Below are 23,339 nucleotides of genomic sequence, written 5' to 3' on the forward strand. Positions count from 1 at the left end.
CCACTCGTAGCAAGAAGAAGACCGTGTTGCCGGTCGTCGTCAGCGACGGCGTGCCGGCAGCCTTGCCGGCCGAAAAACTGTATGGTCGCTGCGATCTCGGCGCACTGAAATTCAAGACCACGACCGATCTGCCCGACTTGCCGGGCATCCTGGGCCAGGAGCGCGCGGTCGAGGCGGCCGAGTTCGGCCTCGCTATCGCCCGTGAGGGCTACAACCTGTTCGTCATGGGCCCGGCCGGCACCGGCAAGCGCAGCCTGGTCACCCGCCTGCTGGACAAGGCCGCGGCCGAGCGGCCGACCCCGGGCGACTGGGTCTACGTCCATAACTTCGAGCAGCCGCACAAGCCGCGCGCCATCAGCCTGCCCGCCGGCCGCGGCAAGGAACTGAAGGCCGACATGGTGCGCCTGATGGAGGACCTGCTGACGGCCATCCCGGCCCTGTTCGAGAGTGAGGAATACCGTTCGCGAGTCGACCAGATCGAGAACGAGTTCTCCGAGCGAGAAGCGGCTGCCCTGCGCGAACTCGGGGCCGAGGCAGAGAAGCAGGGCATCGCCCTGCTGCGCACACCGAGCGGTTTTGGCCTGGCACCGATGAAGGACGGCGAGGTCATCGCGCCGGACGAATTCGAGAAGCTGAACGACGAGGAAAAGCAGCGCATCGCCCGCGTGCTGGAAGACCTGCACGAGCGGCTGCACAAGATCATCCGTCAGGCGCCGCAGTGGATGCGGGAGAAGAAGGAGCGCATCCGCGCGCTCAACCGCGAGTTCTCCATGCTGGCGGTGTCGCACCAGATCGGCGAGTTGCAGGAGAAATACCGCGACCTGGCCGAGGTCTGCGCCTACCTCGAGGCAGTGCAGAAGGATCTGGTCGATAGCGCCGACGAGCTGCGCAAGGCCCAGGAGGCGCCGGTCCAGGTCATGGGCATCACCCTCACCGCGCAGCCGACCTTCCGTCGCTACCAGGTCAACCTTTTGATCGACAACAGCGCTGGCCACGGCGCGCCCGTGGTCTGGCCCGATCACCCGAGCTATCCCAACCTGGTCGGCCGCATCGAGCACATCGAGCATCTGGGCGCCTTGGTCACCGACTTCAGCCTGATCAAGCCTGGCGCCTTGCATCAGGCCAATGGCGGCTATCTGGTGCTCGATGCCCACAGGCTGCTGACCCAGCCCTATGCCTACGAAGCCTTGAAACGCAGCCTGCGCTCGCGCCAGGTGCACATCGACAGCCTGGGCCAGATGCTCGGCCTGGCCCATACCGTCTCCCTGGAGCCGCAGCCGATTCCGGTCGAGTGCAAGGTGGTGCTGCAGGGCGAACGCCTGCTCTATTACCTGCTCTACGAATACGATCCCGAGTTCCGCGAACTGTTCAAGGTGGTGGCCGACTTCGAGGATGAGATGCCGCGCGGCGACGATGCGGTGCAGCACTATTGCCGGCTGATCGCCACCCTCGGCCGCAAGGAGGGCCTGCTCCCCTTCGACCGTGCCGCCTGCGCCCGCCTGGTCGAGCAGGCCTCGCGCGAGGCTGAGGACGTCGAGCGGCTGTCGACCAATATGCAGAACCTGCTCGACCTGATGCGCGAGGCCGATCACCTGGCGCGCATCGAGTTGCATGACAGCATCAGCGCCGACGCCGTCCAGGCCGCGCTCGACGCCCGCGAACGGCGCACCGGCCGTGTGCGCCAGCGTCTGCAGGAGGCGATCCTGCGCGACACCGTCGCCGTGCAGACCGAGGGCCAGTGGGTCGGCCAGATCAACGGCCTGTCGGTGATCCAGCTGGGCGACAGCCGTTTCGCTCACCCCACCCGGATCACCGCCACGGTGCGCCTGGGCGAGGGCGAGGTGATCGACATCTCGCGCGAGGTCAACCTGGGCGGCGCCATCCATTCCAAGGGTGTGCTCACCCTGGCCTCCTTCCTCGCCACCCGTTACGCCAACAACCTGCCGCTGTCGCTCTCGGCCAGCCTGGCCTTCGAGCAGACCTATGGCATGGTCGAGGGCGACTCCGCCTCCATGGCCGAGCTCTGCGCGCTGCTCTCCGCCATCGCCGACGTGCCGATCCGGCAGGCCATCGCGATGACCGGCTCGGTCGACCAGTATGGCCACATGCAGGCGATCGGCGCGGTGAATGAAAAGATCGAGGGTTTCTTCGACATCTGCCGCGCCCGCGGCCTCGACGGCAGCCACGGCGTGGTCATCCCCGAGGCCAACGTCAAGCACCTGATGCTGCGCAGCGATGTGGTCGCCGCCTGCGGCAAGGGCCAGTTCCACATCTGGCCGGTGCGCAATGTCGACGAGGCGATGGAGCTCCTGACCGGGCTGCCGGCCGGCCTGCCCGATGCCGAGGGCGTGGTGCCCGAGGGCTCGGTAAACTATCTGGTCGCCGCCCGGCTGATCCAGTTCTCCAGCCTGCGCCAGGTCTTCGCCGGCAAGGCGGCAACCCGCAAGGCCGCCACCCGCGCCAAGACGAAGAAGCGCACCACGGCACCGGCCAAGAAACGTGGCTAGCCTGCCGCCCGAAATCAAACGGGTTTTGCTCGGCTTGTCGGGCATGGAAGAGGAATGGGCTGCGCTCGATGCCGCCATCGAACTGGCCGATCGCCTGCAGGCCGAGCTGGCCACCCTGTTCATCGAGGACGCCGATCTACTGCGCGCCAGCCTGCTGCCCTGCGTGCGCGAGGTCGGCCGTTCCAGCGCGCAATCGCGCCAGCTGGAGTTCGACCAGTTGCAGCGCGCGTTCAAGGTGGCCGCGACAGAAGCCGAGCAGCGCCTGCGCCGCCATGCCGAGGCCCGCGCGCTGCGTTTCTCCTTCCAGGTCATGCGCGGCCGGCCGGTGCCACAGCTGCTCGACCTGGCTGACCGGCTCGATCTGATCCTGTTGCCGCCGCCGGGCTGGATGCGCCGGCGGCCCCCGCCCCATCGCCCGGTTGTTGTGTTCTACGATGCCTCGGCCGCGACCGAGCCGGCCCTGGCCATGGCCGCCGCCCTGGCCCGCAGCGCCGGCGCGCCGCTGCATGTGCTGATCGCCGCCGATGACGAAGCGGCCCTGCGTCAGGGTGCGGCCCAGGCAAGGGCACATGCGCCCGACCTCAGCCTGACGGTCGAGCGCGCTGGCGACCTGGCCGGGCAGACCAACCGCCAGGCCGCCAGCGCCCTGGTGCTGCAGGTGGCCGACGACATCGACGCCGCGGCCATCGACCGTATGCGCAATCGCCTGCACTGCGACCTTCTGGTCCTGCGATAAAAAATATAGGCTTGCCAAGCGCCGCCGATGGTGCTGAGATAAAACCGTTAACTCGTCAGCAGCACAGGGAGTAACGGCATGCCCCAGAAGATTCCCGAGACCCAGCACGATTACGACAAGACCCGGATCATCGAGCGGCCGGACGGCTTCTATTGGTTGGACAAGGAATCCGATGCCCAGTACGGACCCTTCGCCACTCTGTGGGAAGCCGTGCAGGACATGGAATACAGCGCCGAACCGGAAGTGGAAATCGAAGAGGATCTGCAAGAGGTCGAGGACGAGCTCGGTATTTCCGATTGGGTCGACCCCGACACCGGCGAACTGGCCGAAGAGACCTTCACCCATCTCGAGGATCACTGATCGCCACTGGCGACCCGCCACAGCCGGCAAGAATGCCGAGCGAGCGCCAATAAAAAAGCCGCGCACCTGGCGCGGCTTTTTGCTGCCGGTCGACCGCTTACTCTTCGGCCGCTACGGCGCGCGGGGTTTCGTGCGTCTTCACATCGCCGCGCTGCTTGTGGGCGAAGTCCTCCAGTTGGCGCTTGGCCGCGTCGAAGGCGTCGCGCAGGGCGACGTAGACGTCCTCGTTCTGGTGGTGGTTGACCACGATCTCGCTGCCCGGCACGGTGATGTCGATATCGACCTTGAACTCGTTGCCTTGATGCTTGTGCTTGCCGGCGATCTCCACCGTCACCCGGCAGGCCATGATCTGCTGGTGGAAACGCTCCAGCTTCTCGGCCTTCTCCTTGATGGCCGCCTCCAGGGCGTCGGATTGGGGGATGTCGCGCAGGGTGATCTGCAAAGGCAGTTTCATAGGTTGCTCCTTGTTGCGGTTAGGTGCGGGTCGCCGCTTCGCGCTGGCGTCCGCGGGAAATCATGTCGGCCATCTCGCTCAATTCCTCGGCGAGCAGTTCGAACAGGTCGTCGAGGGTGACGATGCCGATGAGCCAACCACCATTATCCACGACTGGCACCCGGCGTACACCCCGGCTGCGCATATAGCGGATGGTGTCGAACACGCCCACGTCTTCGCGCACGCTGGCCAGGTCGGTGGCCATGATGTCGCCCACGGTCAGGCTGTCCGGGTCGACTCCGGCGGCCACCACCTCGATCGCGATGTCGCGGTCGGTGACCATGCCAAGCGGTCGGCGCCGGCCTTCGACATCCTCGACCACGACCAGGGTGCCGACATGGTATTGCCGCATCAGGCGGGCAGCCTCGGGCACGGCCATGCCGGTCTCGGCAATGACGACTTCGCGGTTGCAGACTTCGCCGATAGCCATGGTGTTTGTCCTGTGGGGATGTGTATTGAGCGGGCTGACAATTCCATTAAAGCCCCTGGCCGGGATAAATCAACCGGGCCGTTGCCATATCAGCTCGCCGTTACGCCAGACCGCGCGTACCCGGTGGAAGGGCACGCTGTGGCCGACCCCGTCCTCGTCCAGGGCCTGAAAGCCGAAATGGTCGGCCGGGTCGAGCCGGATGTCGCGCAGGGGTACGCGCACGAGGCTTTGGCGCACCCGGTCGAAATAACCCAGTTCGAACTCGCCCCGGCCGAATTCCGGGTCCCACCGGATGCGGTGCAGCAATTCATGAATGGGGGTCATGTCACCCGGAAGTTCTTGAATTGCCAAGGATCGTCCAGGTCGAGGTCTTCCGGGAAGGGCCAGTTGCGGTTCTGCAGCGGGGTCCAGTCGGTGTACACCCCGGCCAGCTTGCCCAGATAGGGTTCGCACATGGCCAGGATGGCGCGGAAATCCAGCTCGTCCGGCTCGCGGATGCCCTGCTCGGGATGCCGGATGGCCCAGGCCATGGCGGCGACGATGCTGATGGTCACCTGCAGGCTGGTCGCGTTGTTGTAGGGCACCAGGCGCCGGGTCTCCTCGATCGAGAGCTGCGAACCGTACCAATAGGCACCGCGGCCGTGGCCCATGAGCAGCACGCCCAACTCGTCGCGACCGCCGATCAGGTCCTCGCGCGGGATGCGCCAGCGCGGTTGCAGCTGCCAGTTCTTGCCGGCCAGCTCGTGCAGCGACAGCACGGCGGCATCGCAGGGATGATAGGCATAGTGCACCGTGGGGCGGTAGCGCACCTGGTCCCCTTCGCGCACCGTCAAAAAATCGGCGATCGAGATCGATTCGCCGTGGGTGATGAGAAAGCCGTGATAGGGGCCTTCCAGCGGCGTCCAGCTGCGCACCCGGGTGGCGGCGCCGGGCCGATTCAGATAGATCGCGGCATCGCAGCCGTAGCCGTGGCGTGCGCCGTCGGCCGGGAAGTGGCGCTCGTGCGAGCCCCAGCCCAGCTCGGCCGGCTGGCAGCCCTCGCCGACGAAGGCCTCGACCGACCAGGTGTTGACGAACTCGCCCGGCAGCTTGCGTTCGGCGGCGAGCTGGGTGTCGCGCTCGGCGACGTGGATCACCTTCACCCCGAGCTGCATGGCCAGGCGCGCCCACTCCTCCCGGCTCTCGGGTTGGGCGTTGACGCCGGTGGCCTGGGCGATGTCGAGCAGGGCACGCTTGGTGAAGTGGGATACCAGGCCGGGGTTGGCGCCGTGATTGACGATGGCGGTCGGGCCTTTCGGGTGGGCGCGTCTGAGCGCCAGGGCCGCTTCGCGGAAGGCGTAGTTCGAGCGTTCCGACGGGCTGACGCCGGGATCGGTATGGCCGCCCGGCCAGGGCTCGATGCAGGTGTCGACATAGAGCACGCCGCGCTGCTGGCAAAATTCGATCAGGGCCAGCGAGGAGACGTCGAAGGAGACATTGACCAGGAAGTCGCCCGGCCCGAGCAGGCCATCGAGGGTGGCGACGTAGTTGTCCGGCGTCAGCGCCAAAGACAGCAGCTTCACGCCCAGGGCATGGGCCTCGCCCGTGGGATCGTTGCGCGGCTCGATGATGGTGATGCGCTCGGCCGGCACCGCCAGATGGCGCAGAATGAGGGGCAGGACGCCCTGTCCGATGGAACCGAAACCGACCATGACGATGCGGCCGGGAAAAGCGGCGTAAGTGGTGGATACACCCATGTCGCGATCTCCTGTTGTCGATATGTCCGGTGCGGCCGCTTCAGCGCAGCAGCCGACGCCGGGTGAGTTTGCAGGCCGCCCAGAAGCCGGCCAGGCCATAGGCGGCGAGCACGAAACCATGCCACAGGATGTCCTGCGGCCAATGCCCCAGAACCAGGGGCCGGGCCAGTTGCACCGCATGGGTCAGCGGCAGCCAGTCAGCCGCGGCCTTGAGCCAGGCCGGCAGTTCCGAGGCCGGGTAGAACACCCCACCCAAAAGCACCATGGGCGTGATCGCCAGGGTGAAGTAGTAGAGGAAGAAATCGTAGTTGGGCGATACCGCGTTGATCGCCAGCCCCAGCCCGGCGAAGCACAGGCCGGTGAGCACGATCACCGGCAAGAGCCCCAAGCTCATGAAGAAATCGGCCTGCAGCCCCAGGCCCCAGATCACCAGCAGGATGGCCAGGCCCGACAACAGGCTCTTCGACGCCGCCCAGAACCATTCGCCCAGCAGCACGTCGGTGAGTCCGAGCGGGGTGTTGAGAATGGCCGCCCAGGTCTTCTGCACGTGCATGCGGGAGAAGGCCGAGTACAGGGTCTCGAAGGTCGCGCTGTTCATCACGCTGTAGCACACGGTGCCGGCGGCGAGGAAGTTGAGGTAGGGCACGCCGTTGATGTCGGGCAACAGCCGGCCCAGGCCGTAGCCCAGGCCCAGCATGTAGAGCATGGGATCGGCCAGGTTGCCCAGCAGCGAGGGGATGGCCAGCTTCTTCCAGACCAGGAAGTTGCGTTGCCAGACGGGGAGAAAGCGCAGGTTCAACACTTCAACCCCTGAACCGCAAAGGACGCATCGACATTGCACCCCCTCTCCCTCCGGGAGAGGGGTGGGGGTGAGGGGCTGCGCCCAGGACGATATCCGGCGCCCATGCCCTCACCCGGCTTCGCCACCCTCTCCCGGAGGGAGAGGGGTGTGTGGATATGTTTCGTCTCGATAGTCATGGCACGCCCGCCTTTGCGGTTGATTCAATCCCGTAAATCCCGGCCGGTGAGCTTGAGGAAGACGTCTTCCAGATTGGCCGGCCGGTGCAGGTAGCGCAGGTGCGGCATGCCCTCCAGCGCGGCGATCAGGGCCTGCGGCTCGCTGCTGTAGCAGAACAGGGTCTCGCCCACCTGCTCGCAGCGCCGGCAATAGCGCTCGGCCAGCTTGTCGCACCAGGTGTTGGCATCCTCGCCGTCGATCTCCACCACATGCGCCTCGACGTGGGCGGCGATCAGTTCGCGCGGCGCGCCTTCGGCGATCAGTCGGCCGTGGTCGATGATGCTGATGCGGTCGCACAGGCGCTCGGCCTCTTCCATGAAATGGGTGGTCAGCAGCAGCGTCTTGCCCTGGGCGGTGAGCCGGCGCAGGCCCTGCCAGATCAGGTGCCGCGCCTGGGGGTCGAGGCCGGTGGTCGGCTCGTCGAGGAAGATCACCTCCGGGTCGTTGACCAGGGCGCGGGCCAGGGCCAGGCGCCGCTTCATGCCGCCGGACAGGGCCTCGATCCGGGTGTCGGCCTTGCCGGCCAGGCCGGCGAACTCCAAAAGCCCCGGCAGGCGCGCCTCGATCGTGCGTTGGCCAAGGCCGAAATAACGGCCGAACACCACGAGGTTTTCCCGCACCGTGAAGTCGGGGTCCAGGCTGTCGGCCTGCGGCACCACGCCGACCCGGCTGCGGGCCGCGCTCGCCTCCTGTGGCAAAGCGTGGCCGAGCAGCTCGATCGTGCCGGCGTCGGCCTCGATCAGCCCCAGGGCGAGGCGCAGGGTGGTCGTCTTGCCGGCCCCATTCGGCCCGAGCAGGCCGTGGCAGGTGCCGGGCGCGAGCTCCAGGTTCAGGCCGGCCACCACCTCGGCCGCGCCATACGACTTGTGCAGGTCTCTCAGGCTAAGTGCGGCTGACATAAGGCGAGCAACTGTTCCTGCAGGGCACGCAGTTTCTTGTGGAAGAAGTGATCGGCGCCGGCGATCACGTGCAGCGGGATGTTGTGTTGCTGCGCATAGGCCTGCACCGCGGCGAGCGGGATCAGTTCGTCGACCTCGCCGTGGATGATGTCGGTGCGGATGGCGGGCGCTTCGAAGGCATACATCGACACCGCCGGGCCGACCATGACCAGGCGTTCGGCCTTCAAGCGTCGGGCCACGCGGTGCTGGACATAGGCGCCGAAGGAAAAGCCATAGAGCTGCAAAGGCAGATCACCGAACCTGGGGCAGACGAACCCGGCCACCGCCAGCAGATCCTCGGTCTCGCCCTCGCCGTGGTCGAACTCGCCGTCGCTGGAGCCGACGCCGCGGAAGTTGGGCCGCACCGCGACATAGCCGCACTCCACGGCCGCGCGGGCCAAGGTGGTGACCACCTTGTTGTCCATGCTGCCGCCGTGCAGCGGGTGCGGGTGGGCGATCAGGGCCAGGCCCCGGCGGTTTTCCTCCGGGTCCTCGATCACCGTCTCCACCGCGCCGCCGTCGGCGCGCTTGACCCTGAGCTTGTAGCGCTTCATCGATCCGGCAAGCGCAGGCGCTCGACGATCTTGCCGTCGCGCAGATGCGATTCGACGATCTCCTCGATGTCGTGCTCGTCGACATAGGTGTACCAGACCGCATCCGGGTAGACCACGCAAACCGGGCCCTGGTCGCAGCGGTCGAAGCAGCCGGCGCGGTTGACCCGGCAGTCGCCGCCCTTGCCGTGCACGCCCAGCTTCTTGGCGTGTTTCTTGGCGTGCTCGAACATCGCCTCGGCGTTGTGGTCGGTGCAGCAGGGGCCGCCGTCCTCGCGCACGTTGAGGCAGAAAAACAGATGGTGCTTGTAGTAGCTCATGGTTCGGTCTCGTTGTATTTCCGGCAGGAGCCCTTGGCGAACTCCACCGGGTATTTGCGCGCATTGATCGCCAGCTTGTCTTCGGCGGCCTTCAATAAATCGATGTCCAGGGTGTTGGCCAGGCTGACGAGATAGATCAGCACGTCGGCCATCTCCTGGCGCACCGCCTCGCGCTTGTCGGGCGCCAGCGCATGGCTCTGTTCCTCGGTCAGCCACTGGAAGGGCTCCAGCAGCTCGGCCGCCTCCACGATCAGGGCGGCGGTCAGGTTCTTGGGCGAGTGGTACAGGTGCCAGTCGCGCTCGCGGCCGAATTGGCGCACCGCCTCGGCCAGCTGTTCGATCGTGTTGATGCTCATGGCCCAGCTCCAAAGGTGTGGGCCGATTTTACCATCCGGTCCCGGCTCGCCCGGCGGCCGCCCGGCAAGGCCGCCGGCGCCGTATAATGTCAGCCGATTCAGGAACTTCGAGCGAAGATGCAAACCCTCACCGTCGATCTTGGCGACCGCAGCTACCCCATCCACATCGGGGGCGGGCTGCTCGAGCGCGTCGATCTCATCGTGCCCCACCTTCCGCAGCCGCGCGCGGCCATCGTCACCAACACCACCGTCGGCCCGCTCTACCTCGAGCGCCTGACCAAGACGCTGGCAGGCGCGGGTGTCCAAGTCATCCCTATCGTGCTGCCCGACGGCGAGGCCTACAAGAACTGGGAAACCCTCAACCTCATCTTCGACGCCCTGCTCACCCACCGGGCCGAGCGCAAGACCACATTGATCGCCCTGGGCGGCGGCGTCATCGGCGACCTCACGGGTTTTGCCGCCGCCAGCTACCAGCGCGGCGTGCCCTTCATCCAGGTGCCGACCACCCTGCTTGCCCAGGTCGATTCCTCGGTCGGCGGCAAGACCGGCATCAACCATCCTCTCGGCAAGAATATGATCGGGGCGTTTTATCAGCCGCGTCTGGTGCTGGCCGACACCGACACCCTGAACACCCTGCCCGAGCGCGAGCTGTCGGCGGGCCTGGCCGAGGTCATCAAATACGGCCTCATCCGCGACCTGCCCTTCCTGGAATGGCTGGAGGCCAACATGGACAAGCTGGTGGCGCGCGAGACGGAGGCGCTCGCCTATGCCATCTATCACTCCTGCCGCAACAAGGCCGAGGTGGTGGCGGCGGACGAGCGCGAGGCGGGCCAGCGGGCGCTGCTCAACCTGGGCCACACCTTCGGCCACGCCATCGAGGCCGGCATGGGCTACGGCAACTGGCTGCACGGTGAGGCCGTCGCCGCCGGCACCATGCTGGCGGCCGATCTGTCGCGGCGCATGGGCCTGATCTCGGCGGCCGATGTCGCCCGGATCGAGGCCCTGCTGCGGCGCGCCAAACTGCCTACCGTGGCGCCGAATCTCGGTGCCGAGGTCTATCTCAACTACATGGGCGTGGACAAGAAGGTCGAGGCCGGCAAGTTGCGCTTCGTGTTGTTCAGGCGCGTGGGCGAGGCCTTCGTCACCGGCGACGTGGCGCCGGAGCTCTTGCGCCAGACCTTGACCGAGGCGGCGCGTGGCTGATCTGGCCCCCTATGCCGCCGACCCCGCCAAAAGCCGGGGCCGGCGCCATCCCGAGCCGCCCGCCAGCCCCCGCAGCGAATTCCAGCGCGACCGCGACCGCATCGTCCATTCCACCGCCTTTCGCCGGCTGGAATACAAGACCCAGGTCTTCATCAACCACGAAGGCGACCTGTTCCGCACCCGGCTCACCCACAGCATCGAGGTGGCCCAGATCGGCCGCACCATCGCCCGTCTGCTTGGCCTGAACGAAGACCTCACCGAGACCATCGCGCTCGCGCACGACCTGGGCCACACCCCCTTCGGCCACACCGGCCAGGACGCGCTCAACGAATGCATGCAGCCGTATGGCGGCTTCGAGCACAACCTGCAGTCGCTGCGGGTGGTCGACGAGCTGGAGCAGAAATATGCCGAGTTCGAGGGGCTCAACCTCACCTTCGAGGCGCGCGAGGGCATCCTCAAGCACTGCTCGCCGCGCAACGCCCCGCTCTTGGGCGACGTCGGCCAGCGTTTCCTCGAGGGCAAGCAGCCCTCGCTGGAGGCGCAGATCGCCAACCTGGCCGACGAGATCGCCTACAACAACCACGATGTCGACGACGGCCTGCGCTCGGGTCTGATCGCGCTGGAGCAGCTGGAGACCATCGCCCTGTTCCGGCGCCACCTCGACCAGGTGCGTGCCCGCTTCCCCGATCTCACCGACCGCCGCCTCATCCACGAGACCGTGCGGCGCATGATCAACAGCCTGGTCTGCGACCTGGTCGAGCAAACCCGAGCCAACCTGGCGCAGCATAAGCCGCAGTCGCTCGACGACGTGCGCGCCTGCCCGCCGCTGGCGGCCTTCAGCCCGGCCATGAAAGAGGCCCACCTGGAGCTCAAGCGCTTTTTGTTTCAGAACCTGTACCGCCACTACCGGGTGGTACGCATGAGCGAGAAGGGCAAGCGCCTGATCCGCGACCTGTTCGAGGCCTTCACCGCCAACGCCAAGCTGCTGCCGCCGGAATTCCAGGCCCGCGCCGAGCAGGACCTGGCGCGGGCGGTGGCGGATTACATCGCGGGGATGACGGATCGCTATGCGATCCGGGAGTACCGGCGGATATTCGATATCGAGGAATTGGCCTAGGAGCCTGTCGGGCTTATCGAGGGGAAACGAATCCACTTTACTTACCCTCTCCCACCGGGAGAGGGTGGCGAAGCCGGGTGAGGGAATGGGCGCCGATAGGCGCCCTGTCGGGCACCCACTTTCTCACCCTGTCCTCTGATAAGCCTCCATCCTTCGGTATCCCGGTGGGAAAGGGTCAAATACATTTGTTTCGGATCAATAAAACCATCTCGCCCGCTGTTCTTGTGGGCGAACTAAGGAAGGTCTGATTAAGCCGTCATGGCCGGAGCGTGGTTGTTGCCGCTTTAGCGGCTATACAACCACGGCCTGCCCCTTGCGGGTGCGCAGGCGGGCATCCAGTTTATTGATCTTTCTGGGTTCCCGCCTGCGCGGGAACGACAAAATCGGACATTTTCAGAGGCTCACTAAAGCATTCGATAGGCGTAATGCAGTAGGCCGGGGGCGCCCGGCAGCGCGCTACTTTCTTTGCTCGTGCAAAGAAGCCGAAGGCTTCAGTGCAGACTCACATGCGCAGCATGTTAGTCGGAGCTAAAGGTGGCCAAAGAAAACGAGGTTTCAGTGAAGGCTAATGCCCGCGCATGCGGGCGTTATGCCGGAACTAAAGCACGCCCCGCTTCCGCCGACTTCCCCGGTGCCAGAGGGGAAAGTGAAAACCACCCTCACCCCGAACCCCGCTCCCTCAGGGAGCGGGGTTCAGGGGGGTGCGATGGGCTTTGTTGAGTGAAGGGCTCAAGCCATCTGCGCCACCCACACCACCAAGGCCAGCCAGGTCGCGGCCGCCAAAGTCAAAATGCCGGGCGCAAGACAGAAGTCTTTGGTTTGAGTGCTATGCATGATTTTTTTCTCCCACGTCTATTTGCACTGCATTTTTATCGTATCTACGACACCCGGAATTGTGGAGGGCATCCTGTTACTTAAGTATTTCGGTGGGGCGAACTTATCGCCTCATCAAACAGCTGAAGCAGGCCGAAGGGTGAGTCAAAGACAAGAGGCGAGGCCGTGGCCCGGCGCGGGCCAGCATTGACGTGGGCTGGAGCGGCGTCATGTTGCGACGGTGCGCGCGATTGGCCACATCCGATTCGAGAAGGCGTGGCCTCGACGAGTCTCGTTTAGTCAGGCACCCCCAACCTTTTCAGGCCCTACTTCCTGGGCAACGTCCTTGCCACCACCCACGCCTGCACTTCAACCGCGCCCGCCTGCTTCACCGTCTTTGCCAGCTCGTTCAGGCTCGCGCCGGTGGTCATGACGTCGTCGACCAGGGCGATACGCTTGCCGCTCAAGTCCTCTCGGCAGGCGAAGGCGCCACGGATGTTCTTGCGCCGGTCTTTCAGGGGCAGGCTGGCCTGGGGCGGGGCGTTCCTGCTGCGGATGCAGGCGCTGAGCGAGACGGGCAGGGCCAGCCCACGGGCGAGGCGTTTGGCGATCTCGCCGGCCTGGTTGTAGCCGCGCTCAGCCAGTCGCTTGGGGTGCAGGGGCATGGGGATGAGCAGATCGGGCCGGCTGTCGATCTGGCCGGCGAGTTGCTCGGCCAGGAAACCCGCGAGGTGCAGGCCCTGGCCGTATTTGTAGTGTTGCAGCAGGGCGTCGAGCGGGTAGGCGTAGCGGTAGACGGCGCAGGTGACATCGAACGCCGGCGGGTGCTTGAGGCAGCCGCCGCAGACCTCGCCCATGGCGGTGGGCAGGGCGCAGACCGGGCAGCGGGGCGTGGCCAGGCGCGGCAGGTCGGCCAGGCAGCCCGGGCAGAGCGGGGCACCCTGCACATCGGCGCCGCAGAGCAGGCAGGGCTGGCCGAGACGGGCCTGTATAATAGATATGCACTTGTTCAGTGCGCGACGAATAATAATTGACAGTCTCCCTGGGCTCGCGGATCATGCGCCGGCCTTTAATTTGTGCGGATTGTCGCCGAAATGTCGGAAAAACACATCGTCACCGCCGCGTCCTGCCTGCGCAGCGCGCGCCTCTTCAATTACGCCAGCATCATCTCGATCAGCCTGTCGACCCTGCTGCTGGTCGTGGGGCTGAACATCAATACCAAGATGAGCTTCCTGCCTTTCGTGCTGTCGGTGCCGCCGATCATGCTCTGGCTGGCCGGCTCGATCTTCGTCTACGCCGCCATCGCCCACCATCCCGACGATCGCGTGGTGCATTACAACCGCTGGGCCGGCTATCGCTATTACGCCATGGTCGGCGCCATGGTGGTGGCGGGCCAGCCGCTCTACGGCATCTTCGAGGACGGCCGCGGCATGTTGCTGGTCTGGGGCATCATGGCCCTGGGCATCGTGCCGCTGGGCATTCGCGACATCGTCCGTGCCGGCAGGGAAGACTGGAAGGATATCGAAGTGGAGAGACACGCATGAACGATCTGGCTGAAAACACCCGCATCGCCCAGGACTGGAGCCCGGATTCGGTGCTCGACCTGTTCGCGCTGCCGTTCAACGACCTCCTGTTCCGGGCGCAGACCATACATCGCGAGCACTTCGACCCGAACGCGGTGCAGCTCTCCACTTTGCTGTCGATCAAGACCGGCGGCTGTTCCGAGGACTGCGGCTATTGCTCGCAGTCGGCCCGGCACGATACACATGTAGACAAAGACAACGAAGTTGCGGCGGCGGCTAATGCCGGCGAAGCCGGCGTTAAGCAAAGCGGCCGTAGCCAAAAGCTGCTCGACGTGGCCAAGGTGGTGGAGGCGGCGCAGGCGGCCAAGGCCAGCGGCGCCACCCGCTTCTGCATGGGCGCCGCCTGGCGCGGCCCGAAGGACAAGGACCTGGAGCCGGTGCTGGACATGGTGCGCCAGGTGAAGGCCCTGGGTCTGGAGACCTGCGTCACCCTGGGCATGCTGAAAGAGGGCCAGGCGGAAAAGCTCAAGGCGGCCGGCCTCGACTATTACAACCACAACCTCGACACCGCGCCCGAGTTCTATGGCCAGGTGGTCACCACCCACAGCTACCAGGACCGGCTAAAGACCCTGCAGGCGGTGCGCGAGGCGGGTCTTTCCGTGTGCTGCGGCGGCATCGTCGGCATGGGCGAGTCGCGTCGCGAGCGCGCCGGCCTGATTGCGCAATTGGCCAATCTCAAGCCGCAGCCGGAATCGGTGCCGATCAACATGCTGGTCAAGATCGCGGGCACGCCCATGGCGCACAAGGACGATCTCGACCCGCTGGAATTCGTCCGCACCATCGCCGTGGCCCGCATCACCATGCCGGCCTCGCATGTGCGTCTGTCGGCCGGCCGGCGGAGCCTGAGCGAGGGCGAGCAGGCGCTGTGCTTCCTGGCCGGCGCCAATTCCATCTTCTACGGCGACAAGCTGCTCACCACCGGCAACCCGGACGTCGAGGCCGACCAGAAGCTGTTCGACAAGCTGGGGCTGAAGCCCGAGGTGCACACCGAGCGCCGCTGCGCCGGACATGATTGATGCCCTCGCGCAGGCCCTGGCCGAGCTGGATGCCCAGGGCCTGAAACGCCGCCGCCGCACCCTGGAGACGCCGTCGCGGGCCCACATGCTAATCGAGGGCCGGCCGGTCGTCGCCTTCTGCAACAACGATTACCTCGGGCTGGCCGGCCACCCCGAGCTGGTCAACGCCGCCCGCCAGGCCACGGTCGAGGCAGGGGTGGGCGCCGGCTCGGCCCATCTGGTCGCCGGCCACCACAAGCTGCACGAGCAACTGGAGCGCGAGCTGGCCGACTTCGTCGGCATGCCGGATGCCCTGCTGTTCTCCACCGGCTACATGGCCAATATCGGCGCGATCACCGCCCTGGTCGGCCGCGGCGACGCCGTGTTCGGCGACAGGCTCAACCATGCCTCATTGGTCGACGCCTGCCTGCTGTCGCGCGCCGAGCTCACCCGCTATCCGCACGGCGACCTCGATTTCCTCGAGGCGAAGCTCAAGGCAAGCAGCGCCAAGACCAAGCTGGTGGTGACCGACGCCGTGTTCAGCATGGACGGCGATATCGCGCCGCTGCCGGAACTGCTGGCCTTGTGCGAGCGCCACGACGCCTGGCTGCTCATCGACGATGCCCACGGCTTTGGCGTGCTGGGCGAGCAGGGGCGGGGCGTGCTTTGGCATTTCCCCTCACTCCTGACGCCTCACGCCTCACGCCTGATTTACATGGCCACCCTGGGCAAGGCGGCCGGCGTGTTCGGCGCCTTCGTCGCCGGCCATGCCACCCTGATCGAATGGCTGGTGAACAAGGCGCGCACCTATGTCTACACCACGGCGACGCCGCCGCTGTTGGCCGCCGCGGTGTCGGCCAGCCTCAGGCTGATCGCCGCCGAGGACTGGCGGCGCGAGCGGCTCCACGCGCTCATCGCCCAGCTCAAGGCCGGCATGGCCGGCTTGCCCTGGACCCTGATGCCATCCGACACCCCGATCCAGCCGCTGATCGTGGGCGACAACGCGGCCGCCCTGCGCCTGGCCGAGGGCCTGCGCGCGCGTGGCCTGATGACCCCGGCGATCCGGCCGCCCACGGTGCCGGCCGGCACCGCCCGCCTGCGCCTCTCGCTCTCGGCCAGCCACGAGCCGGCCGACATCGAGCGCCTGCTCGCCGCGTTGCAGGAGCTGGCCTGATGGCGGCGCTGACTTTATTGCACGGCTGGGGTCTGCACGGCGGCATCTGGGACGCCCTGCGCGCCGCACTGCCCGAGCTGGCCATGCACACGCCCGATCTGCCGGGTTACGGCGGCAGCGCCCGCGTCAGCCCCTACACCGCCGAGGCCCTGGCCGACGCCATCGCCCCGACCCTGCCCGATGCCGGCCTGCTGCTCGGCTGGTCCATGGGCGGCATGGTCGCCCTGGCGCTGGCGGCGCGGCACCCGCAGAAGGTGCGGGCCCTGGTGCTGGTCGCCACCACGCCGAGCTATGTCAATCGCACCGGCTGGGACAAGGGGCTGACGCCCGAATTGCTGGCGGGCTTCGCCCAGGGCGTGCAGAACGATTACCGCGCCACCCTGCTGCGTTTCCTGTCCTTGCAAGCCCGCGGCGGCGATGCCGCGCGCGAGGTGATCGGCCGCCTGCGCGAGACGGTGTTCGCCCGCGGCGAGCCGGATGCGGCCGTGCTGGCCGAGGGCCTGGAGCTGCTGCGCGCGGTCGATCTGCGCGATGTGGCGGGCCAGGTGCAGGCGCCGACCCTGGTCGTGCACGGCGGCTACGACGGCCTTTGTCTGCCGCAGGCGGGGCAGTGGCTGGCGGCGACCTTGCCCAACGCGCGCCTTGCCCTGCAGCCCAAGGCGGCGCACGCGCCCTTCCTGTCGCACCCGGACTGGTTCGTCGACGAGCTGAAAGGTTTCCTGCGTGAACATGCCTAGGGTGCAGACCGTGCGGGTGCAGGCTCCCCCTCCCAACCTCCCCCATAAATGGGGGAGGGGATACGCCCTCCCCGCGTGCGGGGAGGGCTGGGGTGGGGAGAGGTTTATTCTGGAGCAGCCATGACCGTGAAGCAGGCCATCCGCCGCGCCTTCGAGCGCGCCGCGCCCACCTACGAGGCGGCGGCGAGTCTGCAGAAGGAGATCGCCCGGCGGCTGGACGATCACCTGGAGGAGATGAAGCTCCAGCCGGCGCGCATCCTCGATGCCGGCTGCGGGCCGGGCATCGGTTTCGACCATCTGCGCGCGCGCTATCCCCAGGCCGAGCTGATCGGCCTCGATCTTGCCCACGCCATGCTGCTCAAGGCGCGCGGCCATGCCGTGACGCCGACGCTGTTCGGCCGCCTGGCCAAGCTCTGGCAGTCGGTGCCCGATGTGCGCTACGTCTGTGGCGACATCGAGGCCCTGCCCTTGGCGAAGGACAGCGTGGACATGATCTGGTCCAACCTCGCCCTGCAATGGATGACCGACCTGCCGGCCGCCTTCCGCCAGCTGCATCGTGTCCTGCGGCCCGACGGCCTGCTGCTGTTCAGCAGCTTCGGCCCGGACACCCTGAAGGAGCTGCGCGCCGCCTTCGCCGGGCTCGACGGCCACAACCACGTCAACCGCTTCCTCGACATGCACGATGTCGGCGACATGCTGATGCATGCCGGCTTCGGCCACCCGGTGATGGAGATGGAGCTGATCACCGTCACCTATCCTGACCTGAAAGGCGTGCTGCGCGAGCTGAAGGCCATCGGCGCCCACACCGTGCAGGAGGGCGGCCGCATGGGCCTCATGGGCAAGCGCGAGTGGCGGCAGCTGGCCGAGAACTACGAGCGCTTCCGCCGCGAGGGCCGGCTGCCGGCCACCTTCGAGGTGATCTACGGCCACGCCTGGGCTGGCCGCAAGGACAAGCTCGAGGACGGCCGCCAGGTGATCGAGTTCAAGATCCGGCAACGCAAAGCGGGGCTGCGCTGATGCCCGGCATCTTCGTCACCGGCACCGACACCGGGGTGGGCAAGACCCGGGTCGCGGTCGCCCTGATCGAGGCATTGAAGGCGCAGGGCCTGCGCGTCGTCGGGATGAAGCCGGTGGCGGCCGGCTGCGACGAGGTCGCGGGCGAGTGGCTGAACGAGGATGTCGCGCGGCTGCGTGCCGCCGCCAACGTGGCGGCGCCCATGGCCTGGGTCAATCCCTATCGCTTCCCTGAGCCCATCGCGCCGCATATCGCGGCGGCCCGGCAAAACACGCGTATCGAGCTGGCGCCCATCGTGGCCGCCTATCGTGAGCTGGAACGCCTGGCCGATTGCGTGGTGGTCGAGGGCGCCGGCGGTTTTCGCGTGCCGCTGAACGAGGCCGAGGACAGCGCCGATCTGGCCGTGGCCCTGGGCCTGCCCATGGTGCTGGTGGTCGGCCTGCGCCTGGGCTGCCTCAACCACGCCCTGCTCAGCGCCGAGGCCATCGCCGCGCGCGGCCTGACGCTGGCCGGCTGGGTTGCCAACGGCATCGACCCGATCATGGCGCTGCGGGCAGAGAATGTGCGCGCCCTGCGCGAGCGTATTGCGGCGCCGTGTCTGGCCGAGTGGCCCTGGCTGGAGAAAAATGCGGGTGAGGTGACGAGCGCAATGCTCGACCTTGGCCCCATCCTGCCTCGATTCGTGCGCCGATAAAGAGAGCCGCAAATCCGCTTAAAGCCCCGTCCTGCGGGCGATTAGAAGAAATATACCTTGCCCGGAGCGCGACGCTCCGGTTACCTTGCCGGCGCGACACTTTGTCGCAGGCGCAAAAAAATCAATGCAAGAGACACCCGCGGCTGCGCCGGCCGCTTAGATGGAGGAAGACCATGGGACTTCGACGTGCCTTGCCCGTCGTGCTGGCCGCTGCCTGCGCCAGCCTGGCCGCTTCGGCCTGGGCCGATTATCAGATCAACTTCCAGTCACCCAAGAGCACGCTCGCGCACGAGATCAACGATCTGCACATCCTGATCATGTGGGTCTGCGTCGGCATCTTCGTGGTGGTGTTCAGCGCGATGTTCTACGCCATCTGGAAGCACCGCAAATCGGTCGGCCACCAGGCCGCGCAATTCCACGAGAGCACCACGGTGGAGATCATCTGGACCGCCATCCCCTTCCTGATCCTGATCGGCATGGCCTGGCCCGCGACCCGGCTCATCCTCGAGCAAAAAGACACCAGCAACCCGGACGTCACCATCAAGGTGACCGGCTACCAGTGGAAGTGGGAATACGACTATCTGCAGGACGGGGTGAAGTTCATGAGCGTGCTGGCCACGCCGCGCGAGCAGATCGAGAACAAGGCCCCGAAGGGCGCCAACTATCTGCTGGAAGTGGACGAGCCCATGGTGGTGCCGGTCGGCAAGAAGGTGCGCCTCTTGCTCACCGCCAACGACGTGATCCACGCCTGGTGGGTGCCGGCCCTCGGCATCAAGCAGGACACCATCCCGGGCTTCATCCGCGACGCCTGGTTCACCGCGACCGAGCCCGGCACCTACCGCGGCCAGTGCGCCGAGCTGTGCGGCAAGGATCACGGCTTCATGCCCATCGTGGTCGAGGTCAAGTCCGACGCCGACTACCAGGCCTGGCTGGCCGACAAGAAGGCCAAGGCCCAGGCCGCCGCCGCCGATGCCGGCAAGGTCTTCAGCAAGGACGAGCTGATGGCACGCGGCGCCAATGTCTACAACGCCAACTGCGCCTCCTGTCACATGCCGGACGGCAAGGGTCTGCCCGGCGTGTTCCCGGCGATCACCGGCTCCAAGGTGGCGACCGGCGCCAAGGAGGGCCACATTAAGATCGCCCTGATGGGCAGGCCGGGTACGGCGATGCCGGCTTTCGGCCCGCAGTTGAACGATGCCGATATCGCGGCGGTGGTGAGCTACCAGCGCAACGGTCTGGGCAACAATACGGGCGACCTGGTCCAGCCGGCCGAGGTCAAGGCCCTGCGCAAATAATCAAAGGAGACGAATCCATGCAAGCACACGCGATGGAGCACGGTCACGGCGCCCCCGGCGGCCTGTTGCGCTGGGTGACCACGACCAACCACAAAGACATCGGCACCATGTACCTCTGGTTCGCCGCGGTGATGTTTCTCCTGGCCGGCTCGATGGCCATGGCCATCCGGGCCGAGTTGTTCCAGCCCGGCCTGCAGCTGGTGAGCCCGGAGTTCTTCAATCAGCTCACCACCCTGCACGGCCTGATCATGGTGTTCGGCGTGATCATGCCGGCCATGACCGGCTTCGCCAACTGGCAGGTGCCGTTGATGATCGGGGCGCCCGACATGGCCTTCCCGCGCATGAACAACTGGAGCTTCTGGATCCTGCCGGTGGCGGCGATCCTGCTGGTGGTCTCCATGTTCCTGCCGGGCGGCGCCGCGGCGGCGGGCTGGACCCTGTATCCGCCGCTGTATATCCAGGGCGGCATCAGCTACGACCTGACCATCTTCGCCATCCACATCCTGGGCGCCTCGTCGATCATGGGCTCGCTCAACATCATCACCACCATCCTCAACATGCGGGCGCCGGGCATGACCCTGATGAAGATGCCGCTGTTCGTCTGGACCTGGCTGATCACCGCCTTCCTGCTGATCGCGGTGATGCCGGTGCTGGCCGGGGCGGTGACCATGCTGCTGACCGACCGCAACTTCGACACCCACTTCTTCAATGCGGCCGGCGGCGGCGACCCGGTGCTGTACCAGCACGTGTTCTGGTTCTTCGGCCACCCCGAGGTGTACATCCTGATCCTGCCGGCCTTCGGCCTGGTCTCGACGATCATTCCGACCTTCGCGCGCAAGCCGTTGTTCGGCTACGCCTCGATGGTCTACGCCACCGCCTCGATCGCCATCCTGTCTTTCCTGGTCTGGGCGCACCACATGTTCACCGTGGGCATGCCCGCCGTCGGCCAGCTCTATTTCATGTACGCGACCATGCTGATCGCGGTGCCGACCGGGGTGAAGGTGTTCAACTGGGTGGCCACGATGTGGAAGGGCAGCCTGACCTTCGAGACACCGATGCTGTTCGCCATCGCCTTCGTCGCCCTGTTCACCATCGGCGGCTTCACCGGCCTGGTGCTGGCCATGGCTCCGGTCGACATCCAGCTGCACGACACCTATTACGTGGTGGCGCATTTCCACTACGTGCTGGTCTCCGGCGCCCTGTTCGCCATCTACGCCGGCGTCTACTACTGGCTGCCGAAGTGGACCGGCCACATGTACAACGAGACCCTGGGCAAGTGGCACTTCTGGTTGTCCATGATCTCGTTCAACGTGCTGTTCTTCCCGCAGCATTTCCTGGGCCTGGCCGGCATGCCGCGCCGGATCCCGGACTACGCGGTGCAGTTCACCGAGTTCAACATGATCTCCTCGATCGGCGGTTTCATCTTCGGCGCCAGCCAGATCCTGATGCTGATCGTGATCCTGCAGTGCATCCGCGGTGGCAAGAAGGCCGAGGCCAAGCCCTGGGAAGGCGCCCAGGGCCTGGAGTGGACCGTGCCCTCACCGGCGCCGTATCACACCTTCGAAACGCCACCGGTGGTGAAGTGATGGACAAGGGGCGCGCCAAGAACATCCGTCTGGCCCTGCTGCTGGCGCTGATACCGCTGGCCCTGTTCGTCCTCACCCTGCTGGGGTTCGTCAAGTGAACACCGCCGTCGCCCAGGCCAACCGGGTGCTGTTGCGCCGGCTGTCGCTGATCGCGCTGGCCATGTTCGGCTTCGGTTTCGCCCTGGTGCCGCTGTATGACGTGTTGTGCGACATCACCGGGCTGAACCGGGGCGACATTCAGGCGCTGGCCAGGAACACCCAGATCGACTACAGCCGGCCGGTGCGGGTGGACCTGGTGGCCAGCGTGCCGCAGGGTGTGCCGATGCGGCTGAGCGCGCCGAGCCGGCCGCTGACCGCCCATCCGGGAGAGCTGATGCAGACGGAGTTCGTGCTGGAGAACCTGAGCGACCGGCCTTTGGTCGCCCAGGCCATCCCCAGCTATGACCCGCCGCTGATGGCGAAGTACTTCAAGAAGATCGAGTGCTTTTGTTTCCGCGAGCAGCGTCTGGCGCCGGGGGAGCGGCGCACCATGCCGCTGATGTTCGTGCTGGACCGAAAGATGCCGCGCGACCTGCCGACCATCGCCCTGGCCTACACCATGTACGAAAGCCCGAGTGCACCGAAGCCATGAGCGTGTTCCGGGTCTGGAAGGCGGTCTTCTGGAGCTTCTTCGGCATCAGGAAGGGGCGCGATCTGGAGTCCGATGCGGCGCACATCAAACCGGTGCATATCGTGATCGCCGGCCTGGTGGGTGCGCTGATTTTTGTGGTTTCGCTGATCGTATTGGTTAATTGGATCACGCGCTGAAAAGGGGGAGAACTGAATGAATGCGCAAAGCCATGGTGCTTACTATCTGCCGGCCCCGTCGTATTGGCCGATCCTGGGTTCGGCCGCGCTGCTCGGGCTGACGCTCGGCGCGACGCTGCTGATCAACCAGGTGGCCGGCGGCGGCTGGGTGCTGCTGGCCGGCTTCGTCCTGCTGGTCTGGATGCTGTTCGGCTGGTTCGGCCAGGTGATCGGCGAGAGCGAGAAGGGGTTGTACAACCAGCAGGTCGATGCCGGTTTCCGCTGGAGCATGAGCTGGTTCATCTTTTCCGAGGTGATGTTCTTCGCCGCCTTTTTCGGCGCGCTGTTCTACGTGCGCACCCTGTCGGTGCCCGACCTGACCAGCACCGACAATGCGCTGCTCTGGCCCGGCTACGCCGGCGGCTGGCCGACCCAAGGGCCGGGGATCAAGGAGGCCTTCGAGCCCATGGGCGCCTGGGGCATCCCGGCCTGGAACACCCTGATCCTGCTCTCCTCGGGTGTCACCGTGACCTGGGCCCACTGGGGCCTGAAGCAGGGCAGGCGTAGCCAGTTGATCGGCGGCCTCATCGCCACCGTCGCCCTGGGCCTGCTGTTTATCGGCCTGCAGGCCTACGAGTACCACCACGCCTACACCGAGCTGGGCCTGACCCTGGGCGCCGGCGTCTACGGCGCGACCTTCTTCATGCTGACCGGCTTCCACGGCTTCCACGTGACCCTGGGCACGATCATGCTGATCACCATCCTGGGCCGCAGCATTGCCGGTCATTTCACGCCGGAGCGCCACTTCGCCTTCGAAGCGGTGTCCTGGTACTGGCACTTCGTGGACGTGGTCTGGCTCGGCCTGTTTATCTTCGTGTATTGGTTGTAATCGAGAG

The 23,339-nt window shown here is 66.3% G+C and carries 26 protein-coding genes; 16 read left to right on the forward strand and 10 right to left on the reverse strand.

Annotation, left to right across the window (positions count from 1 at the left end; translation table 11 throughout):
* Nucleotides 1–23: 23 nt before the first annotated feature.
* From EL388_RS01585 to EL388_RS01595, 3 genes are all read left to right on the forward strand, one after another.
* Entirely contained in the window at nt 24–2,507 is a 2,484-nt protein-coding gene (locus tag EL388_RS01585; protein WP_232019153.1) for an ATP-binding protein, read from the forward strand.
* Nucleotides 2,500–3,243, forward strand: a complete 744-nt coding sequence (locus tag EL388_RS01590; RefSeq protein WP_126458648.1) for a universal stress protein — start codon at nt 2,500–2,502, stop codon at nt 3,241–3,243. The genes EL388_RS01585 and EL388_RS01590 overlap by 8 nt, the downstream gene beginning before the upstream one ends.
* A 78-nt stretch (nt 3,244–3,321) precedes the next feature.
* Nucleotides 3,322–3,603, forward strand: coding sequence for a hypothetical protein (locus EL388_RS01595; protein ID WP_126458651.1), 282 nt, complete (start codon nt 3,322–3,324; stop codon nt 3,601–3,603).
* A 97-nt stretch (nt 3,604–3,700) separates the two neighbouring features.
* Here the strand turns inward: EL388_RS01595 and hpf are convergent, their stop codons facing one another.
* The 9 genes from hpf to EL388_RS01640 all read right to left on the reverse strand — a co-directional run bounded on the left by hpf (nt 3,701) and on the right by EL388_RS01640 (nt 9,445).
* Nucleotides 3,701–4,057: a ribosome hibernation-promoting factor, HPF/YfiA family gene (gene hpf / locus EL388_RS01600; RefSeq protein ID WP_126458654.1), complete on the reverse strand. Its 357-nt coding sequence runs from the start codon at nt 4,055–4,057 to the stop codon at nt 3,701–3,703.
* A 19-nt stretch (nt 4,058–4,076) separates the two neighbouring features.
* Nucleotides 4,077–4,526: a CBS domain-containing protein gene (locus EL388_RS01605; RefSeq protein ID WP_126458657.1), complete on the reverse strand. Its 450-nt coding sequence runs from the start codon at nt 4,524–4,526 to the stop codon at nt 4,077–4,079.
* Nucleotides 4,527–4,595: 69 nt separating this feature from the next.
* The gene (locus EL388_RS01610) at nt 4,596–4,850 is read right to left on the reverse strand and encodes a DUF504 domain-containing protein (RefSeq protein ID WP_126458660.1); all 255 of its coding nucleotides are present in this window, start codon (nt 4,848–4,850) and stop codon (nt 4,596–4,598) included.
* The gene (locus tag EL388_RS01615; protein ID WP_126458663.1) at nt 4,847–6,262 is read right to left on the reverse strand and encodes a homospermidine synthase; all 1,416 of its coding nucleotides are present in this window, start codon (nt 6,260–6,262) and stop codon (nt 4,847–4,849) included. The genes EL388_RS01610 and EL388_RS01615 overlap by 4 nt, the downstream gene beginning before the upstream one ends.
* Before the next feature lie 40 nt (nt 6,263–6,302).
* Entirely contained in the window at nt 6,303–7,064 is a 762-nt protein-coding gene (locus tag EL388_RS01620; RefSeq protein WP_126458665.1) for an ABC transporter permease, read from the reverse strand.
* Between the two features lie 200 nt (nt 7,065–7,264).
* A complete protein-coding gene (locus tag EL388_RS01625; RefSeq protein WP_126458668.1) occupies nt 7,265–8,179 on the reverse strand; it encodes an ATP-binding cassette domain-containing protein in 915 nt (304 codons plus the stop codon).
* Entirely contained in the window at nt 8,158–8,772 is a 615-nt protein-coding gene (locus tag EL388_RS01630; protein ID WP_126458671.1) for an alpha/beta hydrolase, read from the reverse strand. The genes EL388_RS01625 and EL388_RS01630 overlap by 22 nt, the downstream gene beginning before the upstream one ends.
* Entirely contained in the window at nt 8,769–9,089 is a 321-nt protein-coding gene (locus EL388_RS01635; protein ID WP_126458675.1) for a (2Fe-2S) ferredoxin domain-containing protein, read from the reverse strand. Before EL388_RS01635 ends, EL388_RS01630 begins: the two co-directional genes overlap by 4 nt.
* Nucleotides 9,086–9,445, reverse strand: a complete 360-nt coding sequence (locus tag EL388_RS01640; RefSeq protein ID WP_126458677.1) for a nucleotide pyrophosphohydrolase — start codon at nt 9,443–9,445, stop codon at nt 9,086–9,088. Before EL388_RS01640 ends, EL388_RS01635 begins: the two co-directional genes overlap by 4 nt.
* A 117-nt stretch (nt 9,446–9,562) precedes the next feature.
* Here EL388_RS01640 and aroB point away from each other — a divergent pair, with 117 nt between their 5' ends.
* Both aroB and EL388_RS01650 read left to right on the forward strand, forming a co-directional pair.
* Nucleotides 9,563–10,648 carry a 3-dehydroquinate synthase gene (aroB, locus tag EL388_RS01645; protein WP_126458680.1) on the forward strand — a complete coding sequence of 362 codons (1,086 nt, stop codon included), beginning with the start codon at nt 9,563–9,565 and terminating at the stop codon, nt 10,646–10,648.
* A complete protein-coding gene (locus EL388_RS01650) occupies nt 10,641–11,765 on the forward strand; it encodes a deoxyguanosinetriphosphate triphosphohydrolase (RefSeq protein ID WP_126458683.1) in 1,125 nt (374 codons plus the stop codon). The genes aroB and EL388_RS01650 overlap by 8 nt, the downstream gene beginning before the upstream one ends.
* Nucleotides 11,766–12,904: 1,139 nt before the next feature.
* On the opposite strand, the gene EL388_RS01655 is transcribed toward EL388_RS01650, so the two are convergent.
* The gene (locus tag EL388_RS01655; RefSeq protein ID WP_126458686.1) at nt 12,905–13,615 is read right to left on the reverse strand and encodes a ComF family protein; all 711 of its coding nucleotides are present in this window, start codon (nt 13,613–13,615) and stop codon (nt 12,905–12,907) included.
* Nucleotides 13,616–13,672: 57 nt separating this feature from the next.
* Here EL388_RS01655 and EL388_RS01660 point away from each other — a divergent pair, with 57 nt between their 5' ends.
* From EL388_RS01660 to EL388_RS01710, 11 genes are all read left to right on the forward strand, one after another.
* On the forward strand, nt 13,673–14,122 hold the full coding sequence (locus EL388_RS01660; RefSeq protein WP_126458689.1) for a hypothetical protein: 450 nt from the start codon (nt 13,673–13,675) through the stop codon (nt 14,120–14,122).
* Nucleotides 14,119–15,177, forward strand: a complete 1,059-nt coding sequence (gene bioB / locus EL388_RS01665) for a biotin synthase BioB (protein ID WP_126458692.1) — start codon at nt 14,119–14,121, stop codon at nt 15,175–15,177. The genes EL388_RS01660 and bioB overlap by 4 nt, the downstream gene beginning before the upstream one ends.
* Nucleotides 15,170–16,330, forward strand: coding sequence for an 8-amino-7-oxononanoate synthase (bioF, locus tag EL388_RS01670; protein WP_126458695.1), 1,161 nt, complete (start codon nt 15,170–15,172; stop codon nt 16,328–16,330). Before bioB ends, bioF begins: the two co-directional genes overlap by 8 nt.
* On the forward strand, nt 16,330–17,067 hold the full coding sequence (bioH, locus tag EL388_RS01675; protein WP_126458698.1) for a pimeloyl-ACP methyl ester esterase BioH: 738 nt from the start codon (nt 16,330–16,332) through the stop codon (nt 17,065–17,067). The genes bioF and bioH overlap by 1 nt, the downstream gene beginning before the upstream one ends.
* 120 nt (nt 17,068–17,187) lie before the next feature.
* Entirely contained in the window at nt 17,188–18,084 is an 897-nt protein-coding gene (gene bioC / locus EL388_RS01680) for a malonyl-ACP O-methyltransferase BioC (RefSeq protein ID WP_126458701.1), read from the forward strand.
* The gene (gene bioD / locus EL388_RS01685; protein WP_126458704.1) at nt 18,084–18,776 is read left to right on the forward strand and encodes a dethiobiotin synthase; all 693 of its coding nucleotides are present in this window, start codon (nt 18,084–18,086) and stop codon (nt 18,774–18,776) included. Before bioC ends, bioD begins: the two co-directional genes overlap by 1 nt.
* A gap of 173 nt (nt 18,777–18,949) precedes the next feature.
* The gene (gene coxB, locus EL388_RS01690; protein ID WP_126458707.1) at nt 18,950–20,071 is read left to right on the forward strand and encodes a cytochrome c oxidase subunit II; all 1,122 of its coding nucleotides are present in this window, start codon (nt 18,950–18,952) and stop codon (nt 20,069–20,071) included.
* A 17-nt stretch (nt 20,072–20,088) separates the two neighbouring features.
* Nucleotides 20,089–21,657, forward strand: a complete 1,569-nt coding sequence (ctaD, locus tag EL388_RS01695; protein ID WP_126458710.1) for a cytochrome c oxidase subunit I — start codon at nt 20,089–20,091, stop codon at nt 21,655–21,657.
* Between the two features lie 94 nt (nt 21,658–21,751).
* Nucleotides 21,752–22,288 carry a cytochrome c oxidase assembly protein gene (locus tag EL388_RS01700; RefSeq protein ID WP_126458713.1) on the forward strand — a complete coding sequence of 179 codons (537 nt, stop codon included), beginning with the start codon at nt 21,752–21,754 and terminating at the stop codon, nt 22,286–22,288.
* Nucleotides 22,285–22,464 carry a DUF2970 domain-containing protein gene (locus EL388_RS01705; protein ID WP_126458716.1) on the forward strand — a complete coding sequence of 60 codons (180 nt, stop codon included), beginning with the start codon at nt 22,285–22,287 and terminating at the stop codon, nt 22,462–22,464. The genes EL388_RS01700 and EL388_RS01705 overlap by 4 nt, the downstream gene beginning before the upstream one ends.
* Before the next feature lie 16 nt (nt 22,465–22,480).
* The gene (locus EL388_RS01710) at nt 22,481–23,332 is read left to right on the forward strand and encodes a cytochrome c oxidase subunit 3 (protein WP_126458719.1); all 852 of its coding nucleotides are present in this window, start codon (nt 22,481–22,483) and stop codon (nt 23,330–23,332) included.
* The last annotated feature ends 7 nt before the right edge of the window (nt 23,333–23,339 follow it).

This window comes from Sulfuritortus calidifontis, from assembly GCF_003967275.1.
Classification (GTDB): domain Bacteria; phylum Pseudomonadota; class Gammaproteobacteria; order Burkholderiales; family Thiobacillaceae; genus Sulfuritortus; species Sulfuritortus calidifontis.